This window comes from Clostridium peptidivorans (assembly GCF_900205925.1).
In the GTDB taxonomy this organism is placed as follows: Bacteria; Bacillota; Clostridia; order Clostridiales; family Clostridiaceae; genus Clostridium_AK; species Clostridium_AK peptidivorans.
In genome coordinates, this window is the sequence record NZ_OAOD01000005.1 from 72,147 (window position 1) to 97,013 (window position 24,867).

Genomic DNA, 24,867 nt, shown 5'->3' on the forward strand with positions numbered 1-24,867 from the left:
CTTTCAATGTATTTCCGACTATTTTACTATGAATTATATAATATTATTATATTCCTTATTTTCTATTTGTCAACTATGGAATTTACGACATTTATGGACAATATTAATTTAGAAATATATACTAGGCATTAACTTTTAGCTACAAAATCTATGCTTTCCTATAACCTTTATTAATGGCCTTGACCATATCCATGCGCTAGTTGCCGTAGCAGGATTAAAGTAGTACACCGCTCCACCGGAAGGATCCCAACCATTTAGAGCGTCTATAGCGGCATTTGTTGAGCTTTGTTGCATTTCAGCATTTATTTGACCATCTACTATAGCCGTAAATGCTCCTGGCTGATAAATAACTCCTGCTATGGTTGACGGAAATCTAGAGTCCCTTGTTCTATTTAAAATTACTGCTCCTACAGCTACTTGGCCTTCATAGGGTTCTCCTCTTGCCTCTCCATTTATAAGTCTTGCTAAAAGCTGTACGTCTTGATTATTGGTAGTATTTTTATTACCATTTGCTGGTGGCTTTGAGCTATTTTCATTGTTACTTTGTGAAGTTATATATATACCTAGAGCCTTTAAAGTATCATCCCCTACAACTCCATCAACATTAAGCCCATTCTTTTGTTGAAATTTTTTAACTGCAGTGTAGGTTCCATATCCGTATACTCCATCTACTGCGCCATCATAATACTGCCAATTTTTCAACTTTTGCTGAATTTGTGAAACCCTATCCCCTTTAGAACCATAATAATATGTAATTACATCTAATGCCTTATTATAAGGTGTAAAATAGATGTATGCACTAAAATATGTTATAAGTCCTATCATCATATAAAGTACAATTTTCCTGAAGCTCAAATACTTCCTCATTAATGCACCCTCCTTAAAGATTGTGTATACAAGTATATTTTCTGCATATTTTTTAAAAAAATACTCATTACACAGAAAAAAGCAGGATTTATTTAACCTGCTTTTTTAAACTTCTTTCTCCAAGTAGGAGCAAATATATCTTCTATTATATCGCTTATTATTATAATTCCACAAAGTTTTTCTTCTTCATCTACCACAGGTAATGCAAGTAAATCATACTTTATAGACAACTCAACTGCTTCATCAATACTTTCATTATCTTTTATTTTAGCAAAATCCTTAACCATTATATCCATAAGTTTCCCATCAAGGGGTGAAAGTATAAGATCTGTTAATGAAATCGCTCCTTTTAACTTTTCATCTTTATCTATAATATATATATAATGCATAACTTCATGATCAGGCTTCATTTCCCTTAAAATTTCTATAGTTTCCTGAACAGTAATATCTATGTTAAAGGCTATAAAATCCTTATTCATTATACTTCCTGCAGTTTCATCTTCATAGGTCATAAGTTCTCTAACTTCATCTGCATCTTCCTTCTCTAATGTCAAAAGTATTTTTTCTGCTGTTTCTTCATCTACCTCATCTAAAAGATCTGCAATTTCATCATTTGGCATGCTATCTAATACCTCAGCTCTTTTTATTTGGCTCAAATTTTCTAAGATATTTGCTTGAATTTCTGGTTCAATTTCTTCTAATATATTTGCAGCTAAGTCTTCATCAAAACTTTCAAAAACCAAGCTTCTATACTTTGTATCCATTTCTTCTAAGATATCTGCTAAATCTGCTGGATGAAGCTTTGATAATTTTTTATATGTCACTGATAGCTTTAGGTTATTGTTTATCATCTCTAGAGACTCCACATTATCCCACATAATAATGCTATCTCCTGGCTTTCTGTTAAAAAAATTATATGCTTTTTTTGCAATTGCCTCCATATTAAGCCTTCTAGCTAGCGCAAGTATCCCTGTGTCTACTGCAATCACTCTATATTCTCCTGCAATTTCTGCCATTCTAAGGTCATTAACTCTTACTACCTTTTTTCCATTTATATCTACTATTTGTTTATCCAAAAGATGTCTAGATAAAAGATACGAATATGCTCTAGGAATTATTTCTCTTGCACCTTTCACTTTGGTTATCATTTTGCCGTGATCATCTTCAATGAACTGAATTAATTTAAACTCGTAATTGAAAATTTCTCCGTCCTTTTTAATTTTATAACCAATTGCCCTTGGCATCCCATCTTCTGTGGTAACATAAACATCCCACAATTTTCCAATATTATCTCCAAATTCATCATATACTTTTCTGTAAAGAATTTTACTCAAGAAAAAACTTTCTACTCTTTTCATGATATTCCTCCTTCCCACGCAAAGGAATACTATCTTAGTATAAAGAAACTCCTCTTAAGCTACCTTACAATATGGAAGCATACCTCTGCATAGTACATATTTAATTTTTCTAAGTTTGTCCGACCACTACGAGGGCCACTTTCCATTTAAATTCACCACCTGATTAGTTAATAAAAAACAAAAAGAGCGCAAAGGCTCCCTAAAACAAACAAAAATAATTTTCGTTGAGTTTTAGCACTATATAGCATGAGGACAAAGTCCAGCTACGTTAAATAAAACCTTAATTCGGTAGTACTTGTTGACCCATTGGCATCTCTCGATGTTTCCGGGCAGCAGCGTATCTCTATATAGGAGCCTCACCTAACCTTAAATATCAAATTTTATTATACTATTATTATATTACTAAATGAAGATTTTGCAACTATAAAATTTGATATTTGTTTAAATCTCCTTGATAAATAGCTTCACATACATTTGGGTTAAAAAATCTACAGTTTTTATCTATTATTTACTGTTTCCTATGAATTATGTACTCAATCCATTAAAAAAGCATATTTTTTGTAAATAATTTATTAAAATTCTTATTTTTTGTAAAATCTTAGATATTTCTTAAAATATGTTTACTACCTAATAAAATAGATTATAATAGTATAATTAGAAGGCTTTATAATGTATAGACAATAAACTATAAAATTAGAATAGGAGTTTATTATAGATATGAATTTAAATAAAATTTTTTTACCTGTAAACAAACAGGATTTAAAACAGAGAAATATAAGCGAACTTGACTTCGTACTTATCACAGGAGATGCTTACGTTGACCATCCGTCCTTTGGTTCTGCTATAATAAGTAGAGTTTTAGAAAGTCAAGGATATACTGTAGGTATAATTGCTCAACCTGATTGGAAAAGTGCGGAAAGTTTTAAAGCTTTGGGGAAACCTAAATATGCTTTTTTAATAAATTCAGGAAATATAGATTCTATGGTTAATCACTATACTGTTTCCAAGAAGAGACGACATGATGATTTATATTCTCCAGGTGGTAAATCAGGCTATAGACCAGACAGAGCTGTAATAGTATACTCCAATCGTGCTCGTGAAGCATATAAGAATGTTCCTATTATAATAGGAGGAATAGAAAGTAGCCTTAGACGATTTGCACATTATGATTATTGGGATGATAAGGTAAGAAGAAGCATTTTATTAGATTCTAAAGCGGATTTATTAATATACGGCATGGGAGAAAGAACCATCATTCAAATTGCAGATCTTTTAAAATATGGAATGGATATTTCTAAAACAAATAATGTTTTAGGCACAGTCTACTCTTCAAAAGATATAAGTCATTTAGATAATTTTGTAGAGATTCCTTCCTTCGAGGAATGCAGCGAAGATAAGAAATCCTATGCTGAAAGCTTTAAACTTTCATATTATGAACAAGATGCCATTCGTGGAAAAGCTGTAGTACAAAAACATGGAGCTCAATATATAGTTCAAAATCCACCGCAAGTTCCTCTAACAGAAGGAGAAATGGATGACATTTATAATCTTCCGTTTACCAGAACCTATCATCCAATGTATGAAAAAGATGGTGGAATTCCTGCTATAACAGAAGTCAAGTTTTCCATTACAAGTCATAGAGGTTGCTTTGGTTCTTGCTCATTTTGTGCTTTAACCTTTCATCAAGGGAGAGTTATACAAAATAGAAGCCAAGAATCCATAGTAGATGAAGCAAAGCTTTTAACTACTCTTCCTGATTTTAAAGGATATATCCATGATATAGGTGGCCCTACAGCTAACTTTAGACATAAAGCTTGTAAAATTCAAGAAACCAAAGGTACTTGCAGGGATAGACAATGCATGTTTCCAACTCCTTGTAAAAATTTAATTGTGGATCATAGTGAATACCTAGGTCTTTTAAGAAAAGTAAGATCGCTACCTAATGTTAAAAAGGTATTTATTCGTTCAGGTATTAGATTTGATTATTTAATGCTTGATAAAAAAGATGATTTCTTTAAAGACTTATGTAAACATCACGTAAGTGGACAGCTAAAGGTTGCTCCTGAGCACATAAGTAACAAAGTATTAAAATATATGGGAAAGCCTAATAACGATGTATATGAAAAATTTGTAAATAAATATAAATCTATAAATAAAAGCTTAGATAAAAAGCAATATTTAGTCCCTTATCTAATGTCTAGTCATCCTGGTAGTAATTTAAATACAGCAGTGGAGCTTTCACAATATATAAAGCAAATGGGATATACCCCTGAACAAGTGCAAGATTTTTATCCTACTCCTGGTAGTCTTTCAACTACTATGTATTACACTGGAATAAATCCTCTTACAGGAGAAAAGGTATATACACCTAAGACACAGAGAGAAAAAAACATGCAGCGAGCTCTACTTCAATTTAAGATACCTAAAAATTATAATATAGTTAGAGATGCCCTTATAACTTGTAATCGTGAAGACCTTATAGGTAAGGGCACAAATTGCCTTATTGGGGATAAAGAGCCTAAAAACTCATTAGGCAAACAGAATGTCAAAAATAAGAAATCAAGAAAACACTAAAAAATAAATGGATGCAGAACTCTTATTCTGTATCCATTTTATTATTTTAATCTTGCCCTTATAAGTCCAGGTTTTTTTAAGCTATTCTTTTCTTCATTTATATCAATTCCAAGTATTTGAATACCTTCTTTTATACATTCAATTGTAAGTGGGAAATCTGGACCTCTTTCTCCATCTATATCTGTAACAATATTTTCTTCTGTTTCTACTTGTAAATTATTTGTTTTGAAATACAATATACTTGTGGTATCTTCTAGATGATCTCCTCTTATCATTTTTATAAAGAGAGGTATCATATCTCTTATAGTTGCTGCTTTAATTACAATAACATCTAACAATCCATCATCTATTTCAGCTTTATATGCTAATTTTAAGTTTCCAGCTGTTTGTCCATTGAATACTAACATCAGATACATATCCCCATCATAGGTTACTTCTTCTGAAGTTACTTTAACCTTTAACTTTCTAAAATTAGGAATTTGCTCTATTCCCTTTACATAATAAGCAAGCTTACCTAAACTATTTTTTAAATTTACATCAGTCTTTTGTGATATATCTGTAAATAAGCCAGTACTTGCTACATTTAAAAAATATTTATCATTAACTTTTCCTAAATCTACACCTTTAGGTTTACTATTTAAAATTTGAATACAGGCTTCTTCAACATCTTGAGGTATGCCTAAATATTTAGCAAAATCATTAGCAGTTCCTACAGGAAGTACTCCAATAGGTTTATTTATATTCAAATTTCTCATATGATTTACAATATTATCTAAGGTTCCGTCTCCTCCAGCAACTAATATGTAACTAAAACTTTCATCTATATCATCAAAAGCTTTAGATAAATCATACTCCATGCTTATTCTATAAGGAACTATAGAATAATTATATTTTTGATGTATTTTTACAATACTATCCAGTTCTGAAATTATGGAGTTTTCACCTGAATAAGGATTATAAATAAATTTTACTTTTTTCATACTAAATCTCCTATTATTTTAAATAACCCATGCACGAGTATAAAGATGTCTTCTTGCATGATTTTATTACAAATCAACATGTCTCAATTTATTAAGCTGTTTCCCTAATTATTATAGTATATATTTACCAAACCCACAAGATATACAAATCTTGTGGATTTGATTTTCAATGATGATTTATAAAAATCTTTTATTTTGTTATAAATTGATTTATCTAAATAGATATTTTATTTATAACAAAGGTGTACTTGGTTCTGAAATGCTACTTAAAGCCTCTCCTGCAGTTTCATTTGAACTAGATTCTACAGAAACGTCTCCTAAAGATAGCATTCCTACTAAATTATTACTTTCAACTACTGGTAATCTTCTTATTTGTCTTTCACTCATTATTCTTGCTGCATCTTTTACATCTATATCACTTTTTATAGTCGCAGGATTAGATGTCATTATGTCTCTTACTGTTTGCTTTTGGACATTTTCACCTTCTGCCGAGGATCTTATTGCTATATCCCTATCTGTAATTATGCCTATTACTTTTTCCTCATTACAAACTGGAAGAGATCCTATGTTATATTCCTTCATAAGTTGTGCTGCATGTTCTACAGTATCCTCTGGATTTAAACTTGCTACATTCTTTGTCATAATATCTTTTACTTTCATATCATAACACCTCCCATCATAGTTTCTCCTAAATATTTATTTATAATACTATTACTTTATATAATTTATAGAAATCTCTGATTGAGTTATAAACTATTATTTCTCAATTTATTGGAATGTTTCCTAGTTAAATATTATTAAATTCACAAAAATTTTAATAATTTTTTTAAGTTTTTATTAATTATAAGTTAAATTTGAGTTATAATATATATTAACCGCATTTATATTATTGTAGTTATTAAAAATTTTTAGGAGTTGATATTTTAATGAACAAAAACGCAGTCCCTAATATTTTTACTTTAAGTAATTTGGCTTTTGGGGTATTGTCTTTAATTATGACTTTTCAAGGTGATTATAAAATGGCCTCTCTATTTATTCTTATTGCTGGATTAATAGATAGGTATGACGGTAGGGTGGCTAGATTTTTAGATGTATCAAGCGAAATAGGGAAAGAATTGGATTCATTAGCAGATCTAGTATCCTTTGGTGTTGCCCCTTCTATATTAGTATTTAACTTGTATAATTTCTCAGAATTAGGATTTTTAGGCTATCTTTTATTGTTAATTTTCCCTCTGTCGGGAGCATATAGATTAGCAAGATATAACATAACATCCTTTGATGGATTGTTTACTGGTGTTCCTATTACAGCAGCCGGATCCTTTTTAGCTCTTTATTCATTATTAACTATGGATAAAGTTTCCAAGTCCATATTGCCAATAATTTTAGTAGTAATGTTCTCTTATCTTATGATAAGTAAATTAAGATTTAAAAAAGTGTAAAAAAAGCTCATTGTAAATGTTATAAACTTACAATGAGCTATTCTTTTAGATTTAATTCTTCATCTATCTCTGTTTCAATGTTTCTTATTTGAACTTTAGCCTTTATGACGTGAGATTTTAATTTACAGTAGCTCATATAATTGCATCCACATCTATCTAAAACATCTATAAGATCATCTATAACGAGTCCTAGCTCATTAGCTCTTTGCAATGCTTTCTTGACATCATTTTTACTAGCTAGTGCTATACAATTTAGTTCTTGAGCGCCTCCAATTAGAAGTCTATAAGAATTAGTAAATTTATTAAGTAACTCTGCTAAATTGTTGATATCTAAATAGTAATCCTGAACTACTTTTTTTTGAGACATAGTCACCTCTTAAATATTTTTTCTATTTAAGTATACTTAGTTAATTAAATTTTTATTCCTCTGTAGGGCTTATTACTTTCACACTTCCTATATAAGGAATACTTTTTATCTTTTGTACTACATTTTCATCTACTATGCTATCTGTTTCAAACACCATAGTTGCATTGGATCCTCGTTTACTTCTATATACCTTCATAAAGGCAATATTTATATTTCCCTCATATAGTAACGCAGTAACTTTAGAAATCATTCCCGGAATGTCTATATGATTTATTATGAGAGTATGGTACGCTCCTGTAAATTCAATTTCTTCACCATTTACTCTAGTTATTTCAATGTTTCCTCCCCCTACTGAGGATCCCATTACCTCTACTATAGCTCCATCATCCTTATGAATTATAAACTTTACCGTATTTGGATGAACATCTCCTAAATCAGTTTCATGAAATGCTATATCTATATTCTTATCTTTAGCTATCTTTATAGACTCCCTAAGTCTTTCATCCCATGGATCCATACCAAGTATTCCAGCAACCAGTGCTCTATCCGTTCCATGTCCTTTATAAGTTCTTGCAAATGAACCATGTAAGTAAAACTCCACAGACTTTATTCCCTTACCTGCTATAATTCTAGCTATCTTTGCAAGTCTTGCTGCCCCAGCAGTATGGGAACTTGACGGTCCTATCATTATAGGTCCTACAATATCGAACACACCAAATTTTTTCATATTAACCCATCCTTTATTTAGTACTTATAAAAACAGCTTCCTCCTATAAATTCTCTTAAAATTGAATTTTCAGGTACAAAGCTTACATCTACGTCCTTAAAGAAATTCAAAAAACACTTAAGTTTTTGTGCCTGATAATAAACACTACTTTCAGGTTGTATTTTATTTAGTTCACTTAAAGCAAATTTTTTAAGAACACATAACTCATATACTAATGTTGAATTAAACATTACATCAGCATTTTCCTGATATACAAATATATTTTTTTCTTCTCCCCTTTTTATTGAAGGCCACATTTTTAATGTTTCTTCTCCTCCATATCCCCTAGACAAATAATCTCTTACAATTCTACGCATTATTCTAACATCCGTTGTAGATATTCTATTGTGATTATCGATATTTAACTGAGTAAGGGCACTTATATATATTTTAAATTTATTTTCAAAAGGAATAGATGCAGTAAGCATTTCATTTAACCCATGTATACCTTCTACTATAAGTATTCCATTAGGCGGGAGTTTAATTTTTTCTCCATTCCATTCTCTCTTTCCCTTTTTAAAATTATAAGTAGGTATTTCAACCTCCTTTCCACTAAGTATTTGCTGAAGATTTTTATTAAAAAGTGCTAGATCAAGGGCAAATATAGATTCAAAATCAAATTCTCCATTTTCATCCTTTGGAGTATTATCTCTATCTACAAAATAATCATCAAGGCCTAATGGAACAGGGATAAGTCCATTAACTCTAAGTTGTATACCAAGCCTTCTAGCAAAGGTTGTTTTCCCAGAAGATGATGGGCCTGCGATTAATATAAGCTTTGTATTCTTTTTTTCACTTATCATATCCGCAATATATGCCGCCTTTTTTTCATGTAGTGCTTCTGCTACTCTTATTATATCTATCATTTCCCCTGATTCAACTTTATTATTTAACGACCCCACATCTGCTACATCTAATATTCTTCCCCATTCCTCTGTTTCCTTAAAAATTTTAGCAAGCTTTTTATGCTCTATTAATTCTGGAATTTTGAATGGATTTTCTTCTGTAGGGTATCTTAAAAGAAGACCTGGTTTATAATATATTAAATCAAATATTTGGATTACTCCTGTAGACGGTGCCATTTGACCATAAAAATAATCATATCTTCCATCTAATTCATAAAGACTTACCTTTTCTAAATTAACGTGCTTTAAAAGCCTTATTTTATCATCCATACCATAACTGTTAAATATTTTTATGGCTTCTTCTTTTTTTACAGTTACTTTATTTATTACAATGTCTAACTTTATAAGCTCTTCCATTTTATCTTTAATCTTTATAATTTCTTCCTCATTTAAAGGAATTTCTTTTTCTATTTCTCCATATATTCCTTTACTTAAGGAATGTTCTATACTTATTTTAGCCTTGGGGAAAATATCTAATACAGCCTTTATAAGTATAAACTGAAGAGTTCTTATATAAGCCTTAAGCCCTATACTGCTTGTAATATCAATTACTTGAAGAGTACCACTTTCCTTTATAGGATTACTAAGTTCATAAGTTTGATAGTTTATCTTGCCTAAAATAGCTGGAAGCTTAATATCACTTAAGTATTTATCTACTACAGATTTAATGTCGGTACCTTCTTCTACAATCACATTATTTAATCCTGGTAAATTTAATTTAAACTGTGCCATATATTGTCCCCCTATATTTGTTGTACTAATATTATACTTTAAATTTATAAAAATTAATCTAATTTTACTAATAATTTTGAAATTTTTAAGAAAAAATATATATTATAAAGAGGTGATATTTTGTTTATAGTACTTATACGAACTATTATATTATACTTTATAGTAATTATAGCTATGAGAATAATGGGTAAAAAACAAATTGGTCAGCTAGAACCTTTCGAACTTGCTATAACGATAATGATTTCGGAGCTAGCATCACTTCCAATGCAGGACACAGAAATACCGCTAATTCATGGAGTGATACCTATAATAACTTTAATAACTTTGCAGGCTTCACTAGTAATATTACAATTAAAAAGCGAAAAGCTTAGAAATATAGTAAATGGGAAACCTAGTATTTTAATAGAGTCTGGTCAAATAGATATAAAGGAACTGAAGCATCAAAAATTTAACATAAATGACTTAATGGAAGAGCTTCGCCTTCAAGGTTTTTATGATATTGAAGATATTCAATATGCTATTTTAGAAACCAGCGGCCAACTATCTATTATACCTAAAACCGATTCTACTCCTGCTACAAAAAAGGATATGAATATTAAAGCAAAACAGGATAGTCTTCCTATAACCTTAATTCTTGATGGTAAAATAAATTATGAAAATTTAAGGCTTATTAAAATGAATGAAAATAAGCTTTTATCAAAACTAAAGTCTTCTGGAGTCAGCTCTGTAGATGAAGTTTTTATAGCATTAATAAACTCTAAAGGAGAATTTTATTATCAAAAAAGGAAGTGATTTTTATGAAAAACATATTCCTTCCCCTAATCTTATTTTTAATTATGATAAGTACTATGATTTATTCTATATTTTTTCTTTCAAGCACTTGCACTTCTATGTCCATAACTAATAGTAATCTAGAAAAATTTATTATAGAAGAAAAATGGGATGAAGCCAATACTACTGTAGAAAAACTTATGACTGAATGGAATGCTCATTCTAATAAAATATGCATATTTGTACATCATAGAGAAATAGATAATATTCATAATGAAATTAGTAAATTAACACAATATGTTAATTATCATAACAAAGATGAGTCCATGGCAAGTATTTATGCTATAAAATTTTTATTTGAGCATATACTTAATCTAGAAAAAATTAACATTCAAAATGTATTTTAATATTTATTACTCATTTATAATATATGTGTTATACTTATTTTCTCAAATGCAAACATTGTGTAATATTTTATAATAATTGTGGCAAATTATTTTACCATGATTTATAATGTATATAGTACAAATACAAATTTGGTATGGAAGGTGATATAAATGGCTTTAGTTACAACAAAAGAAATGTTTAAAAAAGCTTATGAAGGGAAATATGCTATAGGCGCATTTAACATTAATAACATGGAAATAATTCAGGCAGTAGTAAACGCTGCGAAGGCTGAAAATTCTGCAGTTATCCTTCAAGTTTCTGCTGGTGCTTTAAAATATGCTGGTCCTAAATACTTAAAACACATGGTTGATGCTGCTATTGAAGAAACAGGTATTGATATTGCACTACATTTAGATCACGGTGCTAACATGGACCAAGTTAAGCTTGCTATAGAATCTGGATTTACATCCGTTATGTTTGATGGCTCTCATTATGACTATGAAGAAAATGTAAGACTTACTAAAGAAGTAGTTGAATATGCTCATTCTAAAGGAGTTGTAGTAGAAGCCGAACTTGGAAAACTTGCCGGTGTAGAAGATGACGTTAAAGTTGCAGGTCACGAAGCTACATATACAGATCCTAATGAAGCTTGCGATTTTGTAAAAAGAACCGGAGTTGACTCCCTAGCTATAGCTATTGGAACAAGTCATGGCGCTTATAAATTTAAGGGAGAAGCTAAGCTTGACTTTGATAGATTAGCTCTTATAACAGAAAATCTTGAAGCGGAAGGAATAAAAAACTTTCCAATAGTTCTTCATGGTGCTTCTTCTGTAGAGCCTACTTTTGTTCAAATGTGTAATGAATTTGGTGGAGAAATTGCGGGAGCAAAAGGTGTCCCTAACGAAATGCTAAGAAAGGCATCTTCTATGGCTGTTTGCAAAATAAATATGGATACAGATTTAAGACTTTCTATGACAGCTTCTATAAGAAAAGTTATGGCAGAAAATCCAAAAGAAATAGATCCAAGAAAATACTTAGGTGCTGCAAGAGAAGCTATTGAAGGTCTTGTTCAAAATAAAATTAAAAATGTTTTAGGTTCTTCTAACAGCCTTTAATTTCAAATAATAACTAATAAATTATAATTTAGGAAAGGAGTTCATCATTGATGAACTCCTTAAACTTATAAATTGTAACATTTTAACAATTTTAGATATTCCCTTAACTGTTATCTATTATTTATTAATTATTACTTTTCAATATAATTAATAACTCCCTTTATAACAATGTCTATGGTTCCATCACCATTTCTATGTATTTGAAATCTATTTATATCATCATAGGCTTCTTCATTTATATAAAGATCAATATCCTTATCTATCTTTAATCTTATCCTTTTAAACTTTTTTTCTATCCAATCCCTATCTAGTGTTATATTATCTTGAACTCCTTCTGAAGAAACGTAATCCACAAAGCTCGCTTTTTTTTCTTTGTCTTCACCAAATATATGATCTGTTACTTCATATAAGTTTAAGTTTTCTTCTTGCTTAAGCTTTTTCTTAATGGAACTTCTTACCTTTTCTGCCTTATCTGCATTTTCATTAAAGTTTGTTCTCGTCCATTCTTCTGCAGCCCTTACAAAATTTTTAGTCATATCTCTTTCATTTTCAACAATTCTACATCCTAAAAATTTATTTATAAAGTAGTTAGATCCATACTCTTCTTCTTTATTCTTTTTTTGCTTATCCATAACTAACAAATCATACTCTTGCTCTGAATCTATAAATTTTATAAAGGCGCATTTTTGTATTTTTTGACTACTAGCTGGAAGCCCTGTATGATCTGGAACTATATCTATATCAATTTTTTCTCCATTAAAATTTATGCTATGAGTGTAATTTTTCACATAATCCATCTTTATGATTCCAATCATATTGCCTCTTTCTGTTGATATGCTTACCACTATAAGATCTGCAGAAGGTATATTACCATTTGACTGCATGAGTATGAATAATTGTCTTCCTATTTCTTTTGATACTTCTATAAAATTTCCTTGAGCAGATAAATATTCTTGACTTAGCTCTTTTATAATATTTCTTTCTTCTTTAAACTTAGCATACTTAAGTTCTTCATCCTTTAAGCATCTTTGAATGTGTTTAAGCAAGAAAGTATATACTTCATCATTTAATGTTAGTCTTTGTTCATTTAGTATAGGTTCATCAGCATTGTTATCCAACACATGTATTATAGCTTCATTTATATTTACTTCACTTATATAATCCACTTTAAACCCTCCATAAATAAAATAATTATAAGTACGTATTCCCCATTAATTATTAAACATACTTAAATGATTGTCAATTCGCTTTAATTCCTACAGAAAGAAAACTTCTATATTATTATAATAAATAGAATTTGTAAATTTTTCAATATTATATAAATATGAAACATCTCATTAATCGATATGTACTAATTTATAACGAAATTATAAATTTCTATAAATGATGCATGAAAAAAAGCCCGCATATAGCGAGCTTTCTTATATTTATCTCAACTCTTGTTGCATTTGCAAAGCTTGACTTTTTACTTGCTGAACTTCATTTTGAGCAGCGTCTTTAGTTTGATACCATCCCTTTTGTTTCATAGCATCAAAGACTTTATATTGTGTCCCCTCTACATTTTTAAAGTTATTTACAAGTACTGCTCTTAAGTTAGGGCAAGAAGTTTCTGTAATCATTGTACTATAAGATGAAACTACTTGTTTTTCTGTGGCTAAAAGATCCTGCATTAATTCTTTTTCAGTTAAATTTGGTGAAGTATTCATATAAATTACCTCCTAAACTTATTTTTAATTTTATTTATTGATGAGATTCTAAATAAGATCTTAAATCACTAAAATTTTGTTTATGAACTGCTGCTGATTGATGACATAATTCTTTTAAGCTTTCATCTGTGCAATACTGAGCATATAAATTAAACTTTTTATTCATTAATGCTTCATAACTAAGTTCATCTTTAATAGCTCTTAAGTTATTTTCTTCTATTTGTTTAGTTCCCATATTCATAATTATTCCTCCTTAAATTTTAAAAAAATTCTTTCGACGTTATATATTTTCTCCTCATTCACCTTTAATATTTGTATGTTTTATTAGCATAAGAACCTTTGTTTTCCTAAAATATTGAGTTTTTATGATATAATCTTATTTAAAAGGAGTGATTATATTGAAAGAACTAGAAGTTAAAATACTTGATATAAATTTAGATGAACTAAGAAATAAACTAAGAGTCTTAAATTGTACAAAAGTAAAGGAAGAAAATCAAATAAATGATTTGTTCGATTTTCCAAATAAAGCCTTATTAAAAAAACATGGATATGCCAGAATACGTACCGTAGAAGATTTGCTTAAAAACTCCACTAACTTTTATTTAACTGTAAAAACCTTAAGATCTAGTGAAAGATTTAAAGTCATGGATGAAAACGAAGTTGAAATAATGAGTGGTGAAGAAGGAAAAGCTATATTAAAAGTTTTAGGACTTGAACTTACTCAAAGCATAAAAAAGTATAGAGAAAGTTATAAATATAAGAATGCTTTAATTGAAATAGATATAAATGAAGAAAGCTTTTGCCCTTTTCCTTATATAGAAATTGAAGCTCAAACTTCTGCGGAAATAGAAGAAGTAGTAGATGCTTTAGGTTATACTATGGAAGACACTACATCTAAAAGTATATATGAATTGATAGAATTATTTAAACAAAGAAAAGGATTATAGTATGTTTGGTTATGTTACTCCTTGTAAAATGGAACTTAAAATAAAAGATTTTGAAAAATTTAAAGCTTATTATTGCGGATTGTGTAAAGCTATTAAAAAAAACTGTGGAAACATTCCAAGGATGTCTTTAAATTATGATATGACCTTTTTAGGTATTTTATTGGATTCTTTAAAAGAAGATAATATAATAAGTACTAGAGAACATTGTATTGTTCATCCCATACAAAAGAAACTATTTATAACAGAAAACAATTCATTAAATTATGCAGCTTATTGTAATGTTATGCTATTTTATTTTAAACTGTTAGATAATGTAGAAGATGATAAAAGTATTAAAAGCAAATTATCTTCTATTATGCTAAAATATTATTTAAAAAAATATTTTAATAATTATCAAGAAGTTACGGATTTTACAAGAGATAAATTGCAAGAACTTTATGACTTAGAAAAAAATTTTAAAAACCATACATTGGATTCATTAAGCCACCCCTTTGGGGAACTTACAGGATATCTTTTATCCTATACTATAACTGATGAAGATATTAAAGAAATTATGCAGGAATTTGGATATAACTTAGGTAAATGGATTTATATAATAGATGCCTTTGATGATTTAGAAAAAGATATGCAAAATAATAAGTTTAATGCTATAAGTTCAGTGCTAAATACCGATAATTTAAATTATGAAAACTTTAAGGTAAATATTGAAGATAGAATAGAATTTACATTATTAAGCTGCGGAAGAACTTGTACTTACTTATTAGATAAGTTGCCTATAAAAAGAAACTATGATTTACTTTATAATATATTACAATTAGGAATGATTGAAAAAATTAACAAAGTTTTTAAAAGGAGTGTATTTGAAGATGAGAAATCCCTATGAAGTATTAGGCATTAAGGAAGGAGCCTCTCAAGAAGAAATAAAAAAGGCTTACAGAGAACAGGCAAAAAAATATCATCCAGATCAATATGGTAATAATCCTCTAAAGGACTTAGCTGAAGAAAAAATGAGAGAACTAAATGAAGCTTATGATCATCTTATGAAAAATGGTCAAAGTAGTTCATATAGTGCTTCTAATAATAGTTATAATTCTTCTAACTCCCATAATTATAGTGATTATAATAGCATAAGAATGGATATACAAAATGGCAACTTTAATTCTGCTCAGCAAAAGCTAGAAAATATTAATGTAAGAAATGCAGAATGGAATTATCTTATGGGACTTGTATATTTGAGAAAGGGTTGGCATGATTCTTCTTATCAATATATTCGCAATGCTTGTAACATGGACCCTTCAAATTCAGAATATAGAGAGGCTTTAAATCGTATAAATAGTATGAATAACTCTTATAGAGAACCTTATTATTCCACTAGAAGGAATGATAATGGTATGGGCGACTTATGTCTTAAGCTTTATTGTGCTGACTGCTGCTGCGAATGTTTAGGTGGAGATTTAATTAACTGTTGTTAATTTAAATATTATAACAAGTTCAAATTAGGAGATGATGACTTTGAAAAGTTCTCATATATCAAAAGGAGGCCTACTCACAGCACTAGGTGTTTTATTAATATATTTAAGTACTATAATACCTATAAATAAGATTTTTATTTTAGGAATAGCCTCCTCCTTAACTCCTGTAGCTTTAATATCTACAAGTTTACAAAATGCTATAACTGTGTATATTGCTACTTCAATTATAAGTTTTTTATTATTAGGACTTAGAGGACAAGTGATTTTATATATTATTTTCTTTGGAATCTATGGAATTGTAAAGTTTTTTATAGAAAGAATCAGAAATTCAAAATTAGAATGGTTTTTAAAATATCTATTTTTTAATTTGTGCTTATTTTTGTGTTATCTTTTATACAAATTCTTATTTTTAGGAGAAATTGATTTGACTAAAATTAAATTGCCTATTCCTCTTTTTATTATAGCTTTCGAAATAGCCTTCTATTTTTATGACTACGTTTTAACTTATACAATACATTATGTTAGGACTAAGCTTATGAAAAACTTCTAAAAAAACTGTTGACACATCTTAATAATTTGATATAATAATAAATGTCGACAATATAGTCGACAAAAAAATAGATATAATGCCCATTAGCCAAATGGTAAGGCACCTGCCTCTGGAGCAGGCATCCTGTTGGTTCGAGTCCAGCATGGGCAGCCATAAGAACTCTTGTTAATCAAGAGTTCTTCTTTTATAGCTTTATGGGTATTGACATTAAAACCTAATTAGTATAAAATTTAATAAAATTTGATATTCAAAGGCTTTGAACAGGAGTAGTAATAATTTTATTACTTTTAGCGAGCTGTTGTGTGGTGCGAAACAGTAGTAATGAATTATGAACTCGCCTTGGGAGCTTATCTGTAGAAAAACAGATACGGTTATTCCGTTAAAATTTTAAGAGAAAGCTAATATTTAGCTTTAAATAGAGTGGTACCGCGGAGTTTATACCTTCGTCTCTTTTATTAAGAGACGAAGGTTTTTTATTTTTAAAAGTAATAAATATATAAAATATAAATTTAAAGGGAGCGATAATATATGGCTAACTACAGCACAAAGATTGATGAAAAATGGCAAAAAAAGTGGGAAGAAGCAAAACTATATAAATTTGATAGAAATAATCCTGGAAAAAAGCTTTACGTTCTTGAAATGTTTTCTTATCCTTCCGGAAGTAAGCTTCATGCAGGACACTGGTTTAACTATGGACCTGTAGATTCTTGGGCAAGAGTTAAGAAAATGCAAGGATATAACGTATTTCAACCTATGGGTTTTGATGCCTTTGGCCTTCCTGCAGAAAACTTCGCTATAAAAACAGGAATCCATCCTTATGATTCTACTATGAAAAATATTGAAACCATGGAAAAACAATTGAAAGCAATGGGAGCAATGTTTAACTGGGAAAATGAAGTTATAACTTGTAATGAAGATTATTATAAATGGACTCAATGGGTATTTTTAAAGTTATATGAAAAAGGTCTTGCTTATAGAAAAAAGGCCCCTGTTAATTGGTGCCCTAGCTGTAATACTGTACTTGCAAATGAGCAAGTTATAGACGGCAGTTGTGAAAGATGTAGTACAGAAGTTACAAAGAAGGACTTAACTCAATGGTTTTTAAAAATTACAGACTACTCAGAAGAACTTTTAGAAAAACTTGATACTTTGGATTGGCCTGAAAAAACAAAATCCATGCAAAAACATTGGATTGGAAAATCTACAGGAGCTGAAGTTAGATTTAAAGTAGATAACTCCGATTTAGAATTTAATGTATTTACCACAAGAGCAGATACATTATACGGAGTAACTTATGTAGTTCTTGCTCCTGAAAATGAATTAGTAGATAAACTTACTGCAAGTGAATATAAAGAACAGGTAGAAGCATACAAAGACGAAACAAAGAAGCAATCTGATATAGAAAGACAATCTATAACTAGAGAAAAAACTGGTGTATTTACTGGCGCTTATGCTATAAATCCTATCAACGGAAGAAAAGTTCCTATTTGGGTTGGAGATTATGTATTAAACACTTATGGTACTGGTGCAGTTATGGCTGTTCCTGCTCATGATGAAAGAGATTTTGCCTTTGCATCTAAATATAATCTTCCTATCGAAAGAGTTATTGAAGGTGGAGAACTTCCATATACAGAATGTGGAAGCATGATAAATAGTGAAGAGTTTAATGGCATGAATTCAGATGAAGGCAGAAAGGCCATTGTTAAAAAACTAGAAGATATTAATTTAGGTGCAGAAAAAATCAACTATAGATTAAGAGATTGGCTTATATCCCGTCAGAGATACTGGGGAGCACCTATTCCAATAGTATATTGCGATAAGTGTGGAACTGTACCAGTGCCTGAAAGCCAGCTTCCAGTATCACTTCCATATGATGTTGAATTTGCACCGGATGGTAAATCTCCTCTCACTAAGTCAGAGGACTTTATAAATACTAGTTGCCCAATATGCGGTGGTCATGCAAAAAGGGAAGCAGATACTTTAGATACATTTGTATGTTCTTCTTGGTATTATTTAAGATATGCAGATAACAAAAATACCAAAGAAGCTTTTAATTCTGAAATAATTAATGAAATACTACCTGTAGATAAATATGTAGGTGGCCCTGAACATGCTTGTATGCATCTTTTATATGCTAGATTTATCACAAAGGCATTTAGAGATATGGGATATTTAAACTTTGATGAACCATTTACATCATTAACTCATCAAGGTCTTATACTTGGACCTGACGGACAAAAGATGAGTAAGTCTAAGGGAAATACAATTTCACCTGATGATTATATAACTGAATTTGGTGCAGATGTATTTAGAATGTACTTAATGTTTGGCTTTGACTATACTGAAGGTGGAGCATGGAGTGACGATGGAATTAAATCTATAGCAAGATTTGTAGACAGAGTTGAAAGAATACTAGCCGCTTCTAGAGAGTATATTAATAATCCTATAAATGATAAAAATATCATGGATAAATCTGAAAAGGAATTAAACTTTATAAGACACTCTACTATTAAATCTATCACAGAAGATGTGGAAAAGATGCAGTTTAATACTTGTATAGCAAGACTTATGGAGTTTACAAATGCTTTATCTAAGTATTTAAATGAAGAAAGTAAGAATTCTTCTTTCTTAAAAGAATGTATACTTGACTTTATAAGACTTATATCATCCTTTGCTCCTCACTTTGGAGAAGAGCAGTGGAATCTTTTCAGTATGAATTTCTCTGTATTTAACGAATCATGGCCTAAATTTGATCCTAACGCTTTAATTAAAGATGAAATTGAAATAGCTATACAAATAAATGGAAAAATCAAAGCAAGAATAAATGTGCCTTCCAATTTAACTGAAGATGCTATTAAAGAAGCTGCACTTACTTGCGATGAAATTCAAAAAAATACAGAAGGAAAAAACATAATCAAAGTAATTGTTATAAAGGGCAAACTTGTAAATATAGTTGTAAAATAATACAAATAAAAATCCTGCTAAAATTTTAGCAGGATTTTTATTTATATATATCTAATGTTTTTTCTGTAGCATTTAATAATTTATTTAATTCAGATACTTCTCCTTCTTCAACAAGCTTATTTAGTTGAACTTGATATCTAGTAGATTCTGAAGTTTTACCTAGCGAAGATAGCATTAGGATATTATCCATAATATCTGATACTATGTTAGATTTTACTTCAAATATCTTCTGAGCATCCTTTATTTCATCCTTTATTTCAAGCATCCTTTGATCTAGTTGAAAAGCTGCATCCGCTGCAACCTTAAGTTTATTTCTTATTTCCTTAGGTATATCATGCTTATACTTATAATTTAATGAATGTTCAATAGTGGCCCAAAAGTTCATGGCTAAAGTTCTTATTTGAAATTCTGCCAAAATATCCTTTGTTCCATCTGCCATATTAACGGGATATTTTACAATAACATGATAACTTCTGTATCCACTGCCCTTTACATTAGTAACATAATCCTTTTCATACATGATTCTCATATCGCTTCTTTGACGTATGAGACCTACTACCTTTTCTATATCATCTACAAATTGGCACATTACTCTAATTCCCGATATATCCTCCATCTCATACTCTATCTTGTCTAAGGGTATATCAAATTTATTTGCCTTTTCAAAAATACTTGATAATTCTTTAACTCTTCCTGTTACAAATTCTATGGGAGAATATTCATTTTTTCTTCTATATTCAGTTCTTATACTTCTAAATTTAATCTTTAGCTCTTCCACAGCCTGTTCATAAGGTATTAAAAAAGTTTTCCATTCCCTTATAGCCATATGAACGCCACCTTTCTTTTGATTCTTCTATAATTATACTACACTAAATTTTAAATTCACAAACCACTTCTAAATATTTTTGATATAATAATATAAGTACCACAAAAATATTTGGTTAAATGGTGATTAAAATGAGCAATAAAATTTTTTCAGATTTACATAACTTAGGTTTTGATAATTTAAACAATATGAATATATATAAAAAAGATGATAATAATTCAATTGTAGAGGATAAAAAAAAGGAAGTCAACAAATTATCCCATATCTACGAAAAAGAAGTAACTTGTCCTGTTTGCAATAATGTGCTTAAAGTTAAGGCTGTAAAATCTTCTTCCTACAGGTTTGCTTCAAAAGATTCTGATCTTTTTATGAGATTTGGTATTATAAATCCGTATTTTTATGATGTATGGATTTGTGATAATTGCGGATATGCATCATTAAAAAATGACTCCTCCTTTGATGTGAATAATTATGAATCCCAAGGTAAAAACATTAGTTTTTTTCAAAACTTTTTAAAAAAAGCTAAAGGCATAAGATAAATACTATCTTATGCCCACTAATTATTATATGAATAAATTTACATTTGAATCTTCAGCTTCTCCTAAGTAATATCCTACTCCACCTATCTTAACACCATCTATAAGTTCCTCATGTTTTATTCCCATAACATCCATAGACATTTGACATGCTACTATTTCTATTCCACTATCTATAGCTGCCTGAATTAACTCTTCTAAGGAACTTACATTTTTGTTTTTCATAACATTTCTTATCATTTTAGCACCCACGCCCATCATGTTCATGTTGGAAAGTTTTAATCGTCTACTTCCTCTTGGCATCATCATTCCAAACATCTTATCCATAAATCCCTTTGCTACAGATACTTTCTCATGCTTTCTTAGTATATTTAGTCCCCAGAAAGTAAAGAACATAGTAACCTTTTTACCCATAGCAACGGCTCCATTAGCTATTATAAAGGATGCAATAGCCTTATCTAAATCTCCACTAAATACAACCAAAGTCTTGTTATCCTTAGATGGGATAGTTATATTCTCTGCTCTACTAACTGCATTTTCATTAGTACCTTTTCTAATTACTGCTGTAACTATTCCTTTATCCTTTTTAACATCTAAAAGTGTATTATTTGTTCTTTGACACCAAGATTTAATATCCACATAGAAACCTGGATCAGATGCCTTGGCTTTTAATACTTCTCCTTCTTCCATGACACCTATAGTTGCATTTACCTGCATTAGTGGTCCAGGACAACTAAGTCCGCATATATCTATTTCCTTAGTTATTTCTGCTTTTTCCTGTGGGTAATTTACTGCTTTATTTTGAGACATATCCACATTATCCACATCCTTATTTATATTATCTTGGTGTATATGGGTATTATTTTCAAAATTATTTTCATCTACATTATCAGGTTTAAATCTAAGCATTTCATAGGTTTTATATCCACCTGATATATTTTTTACATTGAATCCATGAGCCTTTAGTATTCTTGCTGCAATATATCCTCTAAGTCCAACTCTACAATATACCCATATTTCCTTATTTTTATCTAATTTATCTAAGTTTTCTCTTATGATATCTACAGGCAAATTTATAGAATCCTTCATATTACCACTATTAAATTCAATAGTTGAAGATACATCAACTAAAGTAACTTTTTGTTTATCCCTGCTATCCACATCAAAAGGTGATACTACTTCTACTTTTCCTGTAAGTATATTTTCTGCTACAAAACCTGCCATATTTACTGGATCCTTTGCTGAAGAATATGGTGGCGCATAGGCAAGTTCTAGCTCTGCCAAATCATATATAGTTCCATTAAGCCTTATAGCTGTAGCAATATCGTCAATTCTCTTATCTACTCCATTATATCCACAGGCTTGAGCTCCAAGTATTCTTCCCTCATCATTAAATATAAGCTTTATAGACATTGGTATAGCTCCTGGATAATAGGATGCATGAGATTGTGGATGAACATATATTGCTCTATATGGCACATTATATTTTTGTAGTGTTCTTTCATTGTTTCCAGTGCTTGCTGCAGTTAAATCAAACACCTTTATAATTGCAGTGCCTTGAGTTCCCTTAAAAGTTGACTTTATTCCAGAAACATTATCTGCTGCTATTCTTCCTTGCTTGTTAGCAGGTCCTGCAAGAGCTATTGCTGATTTATTTTTATTTATAAAATCTACTATTTCTATAGCATCTCCCACAGCATACACATTTTCAATATTTGTTTGCATATTGTCATTTACTATTACATGCCCTTTAGGTCCTAATTCAATTCCACTATTCTTTAAAAAGCCAGTATCTGGACTTACTCCTATGGCAAGTATTATCATATCAGCTTTTAATGTCTTTCCACTAGAAAGTACCACTGAAGTTCTTTCTCCATCTCTTTTAAAGGATTTTACTCCATCTCCAAGTACTAGTCCTACACCATTTTCTTGAAGCTCCCTTTCTGCATAAGCTACCATTTCAGAGTCAAAGGGCGAAAGTATGTGTGGAGCTGCTTCAACTAACACTGTTCTAACTCCTCTATGAGTTAAATTTTCTGCCATCTCAACTCCAATATATCCTCCACCTATAACCACTGCATTTTTAATACTATTGGTATCTACATATTTCTTTATCTTATCTGTATCAGGAATATTTCTTAATGTAAATATTCTTTCGTTATCTATTCCTTCAATAGGTGGTTTTAAAGGTTTTGCTCCTGGTGAAAGTATTAAGCTATCATAAGTTTCTTCATACTCCTCTTTATCTTTACTTTTCACCTTAATTTTTTTATTTTTTGTATCTACCTCTATAACTTCACTTTCTATCCTTATATCCATGTTAAATCTTGCAGACATAGCCTCTGGAGTTTGAACTATAAGTTTTTCTCTTTCCTTTATAGTTTCTCCAATATGATATGGAAGTCCACAATTTGCAAAGGAAATATATTCTCCCTTTTCAAACATTATAATTTCTGCTTCTTCATCTAATCTTCTAAGTCTTGCTGCTGCAGATGCTCCACCTGCAACTCCTCCAACTATTAAAACCTTCTTACTCATAAAGCTCCTCCATAAAAATTATTCTTTAAATAAAACTTTCACTAAATCCCGAACTAAAGGATTTGCCACGGTATAATTTATCTCAAGTCCATTTCGTTCACCTTTTATTATTCCTAAACTTTTTAACTTTTGCAGATGTTGTGATATGGTAGATTGAGGTGCATTTAAACAATTTTTCATATGTGTCACATTACAACCACCATTTTCCAAAAGCCCTTTTACTATACAAAGACGTATGGGGTGGGCTAGAGCCTTTAAAAGTTCTGCCTTCTCCTGAAATAATTCCTCGTTATAGCTATTCATTTTTATACCCCCTATCGTTATATTTATATATTATGTTTTTACGATGTATTTGTCAACAACTTAGCCAGTAAAAATCATAAAATTTTTACTGGCTCAAAATTCAAATAATCACAAGAAGTTAAAATATACTCTACTTTATCTATCTTTCCCTGAAAATGACTTTCTTTATTGGCATTATGGATATGGCCATATATTACCTTTTCCACATTATACTCTTTAAATATTCCTAATAATCCTGGATCTACTGAATTATTGCTTATTGGAGGATAATGTATCATTACTATAAACTTATCAAATCCACCTTTTTTAGCTGAATCTAAGGATAATTTAAGTCTTATAAGCTCTCTATCATACACCTTTTTATCATGTTCTGTGAATTTATCAGTCTCAGGACAAATCCATCCTCTAGTACCACAAATAGCATACTCCTCATAAGAAAAGTAATTATTTTGTATAAATTTCATATCCTCATACATGCTATTTAACTTTGATATACTAGTCCACCAATAATCATGATTCCCCTTGATAAGCATCTTCTTTCCTGGAAGATTATGTATCCACTCTAAGTCTATTTTACCATCTTCCATTTTCATAGACCAGGATATATCCCCTGCAATTAAAACTGTATCTTTATCATTTACCGTATCTAACCAATTTTTCTTAATCTTTTCTTCATGATTAATCCACTTTTCTCCAAATATGCCCATTGGCTTATCTGCTTCAAAGGATAAATGTAAATCTGATATTGCATATAATGCCATAAT

25 protein-coding genes, 1 tRNA gene, 1 riboswitch and 2 other annotated features (1 of these 29 cut by a window edge) are annotated in these 24,867 nt (G+C 29.9%); of the genes, 12 read left to right on the forward strand and 14 right to left on the reverse strand.

Going from position 1 to position 24,867, the window contains the following annotated elements; translation table 11 throughout:
• Positions 1 to 16, reverse strand: a binding site (T-box leader) (it extends 221 nt beyond the left edge of the window).
• Positions 17 to 135: 119 nt separating this feature from the next.
• Together sleB and CRN98_RS06110 are read right to left on the reverse strand one after the other, a co-directional pair.
• Positions 136 to 867: a spore cortex-lytic enzyme gene (sleB, locus tag CRN98_RS06105; RefSeq protein ID WP_097026541.1), complete on the reverse strand. Its 732-nt coding sequence runs from the start codon at positions 865 to 867 to the stop codon at positions 136 to 138.
• 92 nt (positions 868 to 959) lie between these two features.
• Complete coding sequence (locus tag CRN98_RS06110; protein WP_097026542.1) at positions 960 to 2,225, reverse strand: magnesium transporter; 1,266 nt, start codon at positions 2,223 to 2,225, stop codon at positions 960 to 962.
• Positions 2,226 to 2,434: 209 nt separating this feature from the next.
• Positions 2,435 to 2,600: riboswitch (M-box (ykoK) riboswitch) on the reverse strand.
• 342 nt (positions 2,601 to 2,942) lie between these two features.
• Here CRN98_RS06110 and CRN98_RS06115 point away from each other — a divergent pair.
• Positions 2,943 to 4,799: a YgiQ family radical SAM protein gene (locus CRN98_RS06115; RefSeq protein WP_097026543.1), complete on the forward strand. Its 1,857-nt coding sequence runs from the start codon at positions 2,943 to 2,945 to the stop codon at positions 4,797 to 4,799.
• Positions 4,800 to 4,840: 41 nt separating this feature from the next.
• On the opposite strand, the gene CRN98_RS06120 is transcribed toward CRN98_RS06115, so the two are convergent.
• Both CRN98_RS06120 and CRN98_RS06125 read right to left on the reverse strand, forming a co-directional pair.
• Entirely contained in the window at positions 4,841 to 5,779 is a 939-nt protein-coding gene (locus tag CRN98_RS06120) for a YegS/Rv2252/BmrU family lipid kinase (protein ID WP_097026544.1), read from the reverse strand.
• Positions 5,780 to 6,010: 231 nt separating this feature from the next.
• Positions 6,011 to 6,439, reverse strand: coding sequence for a CBS domain-containing protein (locus CRN98_RS06125; protein WP_097026545.1), 429 nt, complete (start codon positions 6,437 to 6,439; stop codon positions 6,011 to 6,013).
• A gap of 266 nt (positions 6,440 to 6,705) precedes the next feature.
• Here CRN98_RS06125 and pssA point away from each other — a divergent pair, with 266 nt between their 5' ends.
• On the forward strand, positions 6,706 to 7,218 hold the full coding sequence (gene pssA / locus CRN98_RS06130; protein WP_097026546.1) for a CDP-diacylglycerol--serine O-phosphatidyltransferase: 513 nt from the start codon (positions 6,706 to 6,708) through the stop codon (positions 7,216 to 7,218).
• Between the two features lie 37 nt (positions 7,219 to 7,255).
• Here pssA and CRN98_RS06135 read toward each other — a convergent pair whose 3' ends face one another.
• Genes CRN98_RS06135 through CRN98_RS06145 form a run of 3 tightly spaced genes read right to left on the reverse strand, consistent with a single transcriptional unit; the run spans position 7,256 to position 9,988 of the window.
• Entirely contained in the window at positions 7,256 to 7,585 is a 330-nt protein-coding gene (locus CRN98_RS06135; protein WP_097026547.1) for a hypothetical protein, read from the reverse strand.
• Between the two features lie 52 nt (positions 7,586 to 7,637).
• Positions 7,638 to 8,312: an L-serine ammonia-lyase, iron-sulfur-dependent subunit beta gene (gene sdaAB / locus CRN98_RS06140; protein WP_097026548.1), complete on the reverse strand. Its 675-nt coding sequence runs from the start codon at positions 8,310 to 8,312 to the stop codon at positions 7,638 to 7,640.
• Between the two features lie 17 nt (positions 8,313 to 8,329).
• Positions 8,330 to 9,988 (reverse strand): nucleoside kinase, encoded by a 1,659-nt coding sequence (locus CRN98_RS06145; RefSeq protein WP_097026549.1) that lies wholly within the window; start codon positions 9,986 to 9,988, stop codon positions 8,330 to 8,332.
• 120 nt (positions 9,989 to 10,108) lie between these two features.
• Here CRN98_RS06145 and CRN98_RS06150 point away from each other — a divergent pair, with 120 nt between their 5' ends.
• The 3 genes from CRN98_RS06150 to fba all read left to right on the forward strand — a co-directional run bounded on the left by CRN98_RS06150 (position 10,109) and on the right by fba (position 12,261).
• The gene (locus CRN98_RS06150; protein WP_097026550.1) at positions 10,109 to 10,780 is read left to right on the forward strand and encodes a YetF domain-containing protein; all 672 of its coding nucleotides are present in this window, start codon (positions 10,109 to 10,111) and stop codon (positions 10,778 to 10,780) included.
• A gap of 5 nt (positions 10,781 to 10,785) precedes the next feature.
• Complete coding sequence (locus CRN98_RS06155) at positions 10,786 to 11,166, forward strand: DUF4363 family protein (protein WP_097026551.1); 381 nt, start codon at positions 10,786 to 10,788, stop codon at positions 11,164 to 11,166.
• Between the two features lie 150 nt (positions 11,167 to 11,316).
• A complete protein-coding gene (gene fba / locus CRN98_RS06160; RefSeq protein ID WP_097026552.1) occupies positions 11,317 to 12,261 on the forward strand; it encodes a class II fructose-1,6-bisphosphate aldolase in 945 nt (314 codons plus the stop codon).
• Positions 12,262 to 12,392: 131 nt separating this feature from the next.
• On the opposite strand, the gene CRN98_RS06165 is transcribed toward fba, so the two are convergent.
• The 3 genes from CRN98_RS06165 to CRN98_RS06175 form a co-directional block, all read right to left on the reverse strand.
• A complete protein-coding gene (locus CRN98_RS06165) occupies positions 12,393 to 13,427 on the reverse strand; it encodes a nucleoid-associated protein (protein ID WP_097026553.1) in 1,035 nt (344 codons plus the stop codon).
• 261 nt (positions 13,428 to 13,688) lie between these two features.
• Positions 13,689 to 13,967 carry a spore coat protein gene (locus CRN98_RS06170; RefSeq protein ID WP_097026554.1) on the reverse strand — a complete coding sequence of 93 codons (279 nt, stop codon included), beginning with the start codon at positions 13,965 to 13,967 and terminating at the stop codon, positions 13,689 to 13,691.
• 34 nt (positions 13,968 to 14,001) lie between these two features.
• On the reverse strand, positions 14,002 to 14,208 hold the full coding sequence (locus tag CRN98_RS06175) for a hypothetical protein (protein ID WP_097026555.1): 207 nt from the start codon (positions 14,206 to 14,208) through the stop codon (positions 14,002 to 14,004).
• 157 nt (positions 14,209 to 14,365) lie between these two features.
• On the opposite strand from CRN98_RS06175, the gene CRN98_RS06180 reads away from it, so the two are divergent.
• The 6 genes from CRN98_RS06180 (at position 14,366) to leuS (ending at position 19,900) form a co-directional block, all read left to right on the forward strand.
• Positions 14,366 to 14,914 (forward strand): class IV adenylate cyclase, encoded by a 549-nt coding sequence (locus CRN98_RS06180; RefSeq protein WP_097026556.1) that lies wholly within the window; start codon positions 14,366 to 14,368, stop codon positions 14,912 to 14,914.
• Position 14,915: 1 nt separating this feature from the next.
• Positions 14,916 to 15,797: a DUF5685 family protein gene (locus tag CRN98_RS06185; protein ID WP_097026557.1), complete on the forward strand. Its 882-nt coding sequence runs from the start codon at positions 14,916 to 14,918 to the stop codon at positions 15,795 to 15,797.
• Positions 15,781 to 16,386, forward strand: a complete 606-nt coding sequence (locus tag CRN98_RS06190) for a J domain-containing protein (protein WP_097026558.1) — start codon at positions 15,781 to 15,783, stop codon at positions 16,384 to 16,386. The genes CRN98_RS06185 and CRN98_RS06190 overlap by 17 nt, the downstream gene beginning before the upstream one ends.
• A gap of 40 nt (positions 16,387 to 16,426) precedes the next feature.
• A complete protein-coding gene (locus CRN98_RS06195) occupies positions 16,427 to 16,936 on the forward strand; it encodes a hypothetical protein (RefSeq protein WP_423237088.1) in 510 nt (169 codons plus the stop codon).
• 77 nt (positions 16,937 to 17,013) lie between these two features.
• Positions 17,014 to 17,089, forward strand: a tRNA-Gln gene (locus tag CRN98_RS06200).
• 94 nt (positions 17,090 to 17,183) lie between these two features.
• Positions 17,184 to 17,390 (forward strand) — a binding site (T-box leader).
• A 74-nt stretch (positions 17,391 to 17,464) separates the two neighbouring features.
• On the forward strand, positions 17,465 to 19,900 hold the full coding sequence (leuS, locus tag CRN98_RS06205; RefSeq protein ID WP_097026560.1) for a leucine--tRNA ligase: 2,436 nt from the start codon (positions 17,465 to 17,467) through the stop codon (positions 19,898 to 19,900).
• Positions 19,901 to 19,937: 37 nt separating this feature from the next.
• Here leuS and yjbM read toward each other — a convergent pair whose 3' ends face one another.
• Entirely contained in the window at positions 19,938 to 20,726 is a 789-nt protein-coding gene (gene yjbM / locus CRN98_RS06210) for a GTP diphosphokinase (protein WP_097026561.1), read from the reverse strand.
• A 131-nt stretch (positions 20,727 to 20,857) separates the two neighbouring features.
• Here yjbM and CRN98_RS06215 point away from each other — a divergent pair, with 131 nt between their 5' ends.
• Positions 20,858 to 21,265, forward strand: a complete 408-nt coding sequence (locus CRN98_RS06215; RefSeq protein ID WP_179631979.1) for a DUF2225 domain-containing protein — start codon at positions 20,858 to 20,860, stop codon at positions 21,263 to 21,265.
• 24 nt (positions 21,266 to 21,289) lie between these two features.
• On the opposite strand, the gene CRN98_RS06220 is transcribed toward CRN98_RS06215, so the two are convergent.
• From CRN98_RS06220 to CRN98_RS06230, 3 genes are all read right to left on the reverse strand, one after another.
• A complete protein-coding gene (locus tag CRN98_RS06220) occupies positions 21,290 to 23,800 on the reverse strand; it encodes an FAD-dependent oxidoreductase (RefSeq protein WP_097026563.1) in 2,511 nt (836 codons plus the stop codon).
• Between the two features lie 18 nt (positions 23,801 to 23,818).
• Positions 23,819 to 24,103 (reverse strand): ArsR/SmtB family transcription factor, encoded by a 285-nt coding sequence (locus CRN98_RS06225; RefSeq protein WP_097026564.1) that lies wholly within the window; start codon positions 24,101 to 24,103, stop codon positions 23,819 to 23,821.
• A 74-nt stretch (positions 24,104 to 24,177) separates the two neighbouring features.
• Entirely contained in the window at positions 24,178 to 24,864 is a 687-nt protein-coding gene (locus CRN98_RS06230) for a metallophosphoesterase (RefSeq protein ID WP_097026565.1), read from the reverse strand.
• Positions 24,865 to 24,867: the final 3 nt, after the last annotated feature.

Excerpts from the sequence above, each read along its gene's own strand:
- sleB (WP_097026541.1), bottom strand. The coding sequence starts at position 867 with ATGAGGAAGTATTTGAGCTTCAGGAAAATTGTACTTTATATGATGATA.
- CRN98_RS06110 (WP_097026542.1), bottom strand. The coding sequence starts at position 2,225 with ATGAAAAGAGTAGAAAGTTTTTTCTTGAGTAAAATTCTTTACAGAAAA.
- CRN98_RS06115 (WP_097026543.1), top strand. The coding sequence starts at position 2,943 with ATGAATTTAAATAAAATTTTTTTACCTGTAAACAAACAGGATTTAAAA.
- CRN98_RS06120 (WP_097026544.1), bottom strand. The coding sequence starts at position 5,779 with ATGAAAAAAGTAAAATTTATTTATAATCCTTATTCAGGTGAAAACTCC.
- CRN98_RS06125 (WP_097026545.1), bottom strand. The coding sequence starts at position 6,439 with ATGAAAGTAAAAGATATTATGACAAAGAATGTAGCAAGTTTAAATCCA.
- pssA (WP_097026546.1), top strand. The coding sequence starts at position 6,706 with ATGAACAAAAACGCAGTCCCTAATATTTTTACTTTAAGTAATTTGGCT.
- CRN98_RS06135 (WP_097026547.1), bottom strand. The coding sequence starts at position 7,585 with ATGTCTCAAAAAAAAGTAGTTCAGGATTACTATTTAGATATCAACAAT.
- sdaAB (WP_097026548.1), bottom strand. The coding sequence starts at position 8,312 with ATGAAAAAATTTGGTGTGTTCGATATTGTAGGACCTATAATGATAGGA.
- CRN98_RS06145 (WP_097026549.1), bottom strand. The coding sequence starts at position 9,988 with ATGGCACAGTTTAAATTAAATTTACCAGGATTAAATAATGTGATTGTA.
- CRN98_RS06155 (WP_097026551.1), top strand. The coding sequence starts at position 10,786 with ATGAAAAACATATTCCTTCCCCTAATCTTATTTTTAATTATGATAAGT.
- fba (WP_097026552.1), top strand. The coding sequence starts at position 11,317 with ATGGCTTTAGTTACAACAAAAGAAATGTTTAAAAAAGCTTATGAAGGG.
- CRN98_RS06170 (WP_097026554.1), bottom strand. The coding sequence starts at position 13,967 with ATGAATACTTCACCAAATTTAACTGAAAAAGAATTAATGCAGGATCTT.
- CRN98_RS06175 (WP_097026555.1), bottom strand. The coding sequence starts at position 14,208 with ATGAATATGGGAACTAAACAAATAGAAGAAAATAACTTAAGAGCTATT.
- CRN98_RS06185 (WP_097026557.1), top strand. The coding sequence starts at position 14,916 with ATGTTTGGTTATGTTACTCCTTGTAAAATGGAACTTAAAATAAAAGAT.
- CRN98_RS06190 (WP_097026558.1), top strand. The coding sequence starts at position 15,781 with ATGAGAAATCCCTATGAAGTATTAGGCATTAAGGAAGGAGCCTCTCAA.
- leuS (WP_097026560.1), top strand. The coding sequence starts at position 17,465 with ATGGCTAACTACAGCACAAAGATTGATGAAAAATGGCAAAAAAAGTGG.
- yjbM (WP_097026561.1), bottom strand. The coding sequence starts at position 20,726 with ATGGCTATAAGGGAATGGAAAACTTTTTTAATACCTTATGAACAGGCT.
- CRN98_RS06215 (WP_179631979.1), top strand. The coding sequence starts at position 20,858 with ATGAGCAATAAAATTTTTTCAGATTTACATAACTTAGGTTTTGATAAT.
- CRN98_RS06220 (WP_097026563.1), bottom strand. The coding sequence starts at position 23,800 with ATGAGTAAGAAGGTTTTAATAGTTGGAGGAGTTGCAGGTGGAGCATCT.
- CRN98_RS06225 (WP_097026564.1), bottom strand. The coding sequence starts at position 24,103 with ATGAATAGCTATAACGAGGAATTATTTCAGGAGAAGGCAGAACTTTTA.
- CRN98_RS06230 (WP_097026565.1), bottom strand. The coding sequence starts at position 24,864 with ATGGCATTATATGCAATATCAGATTTACATTTATCCTTTGAAGCAGAT.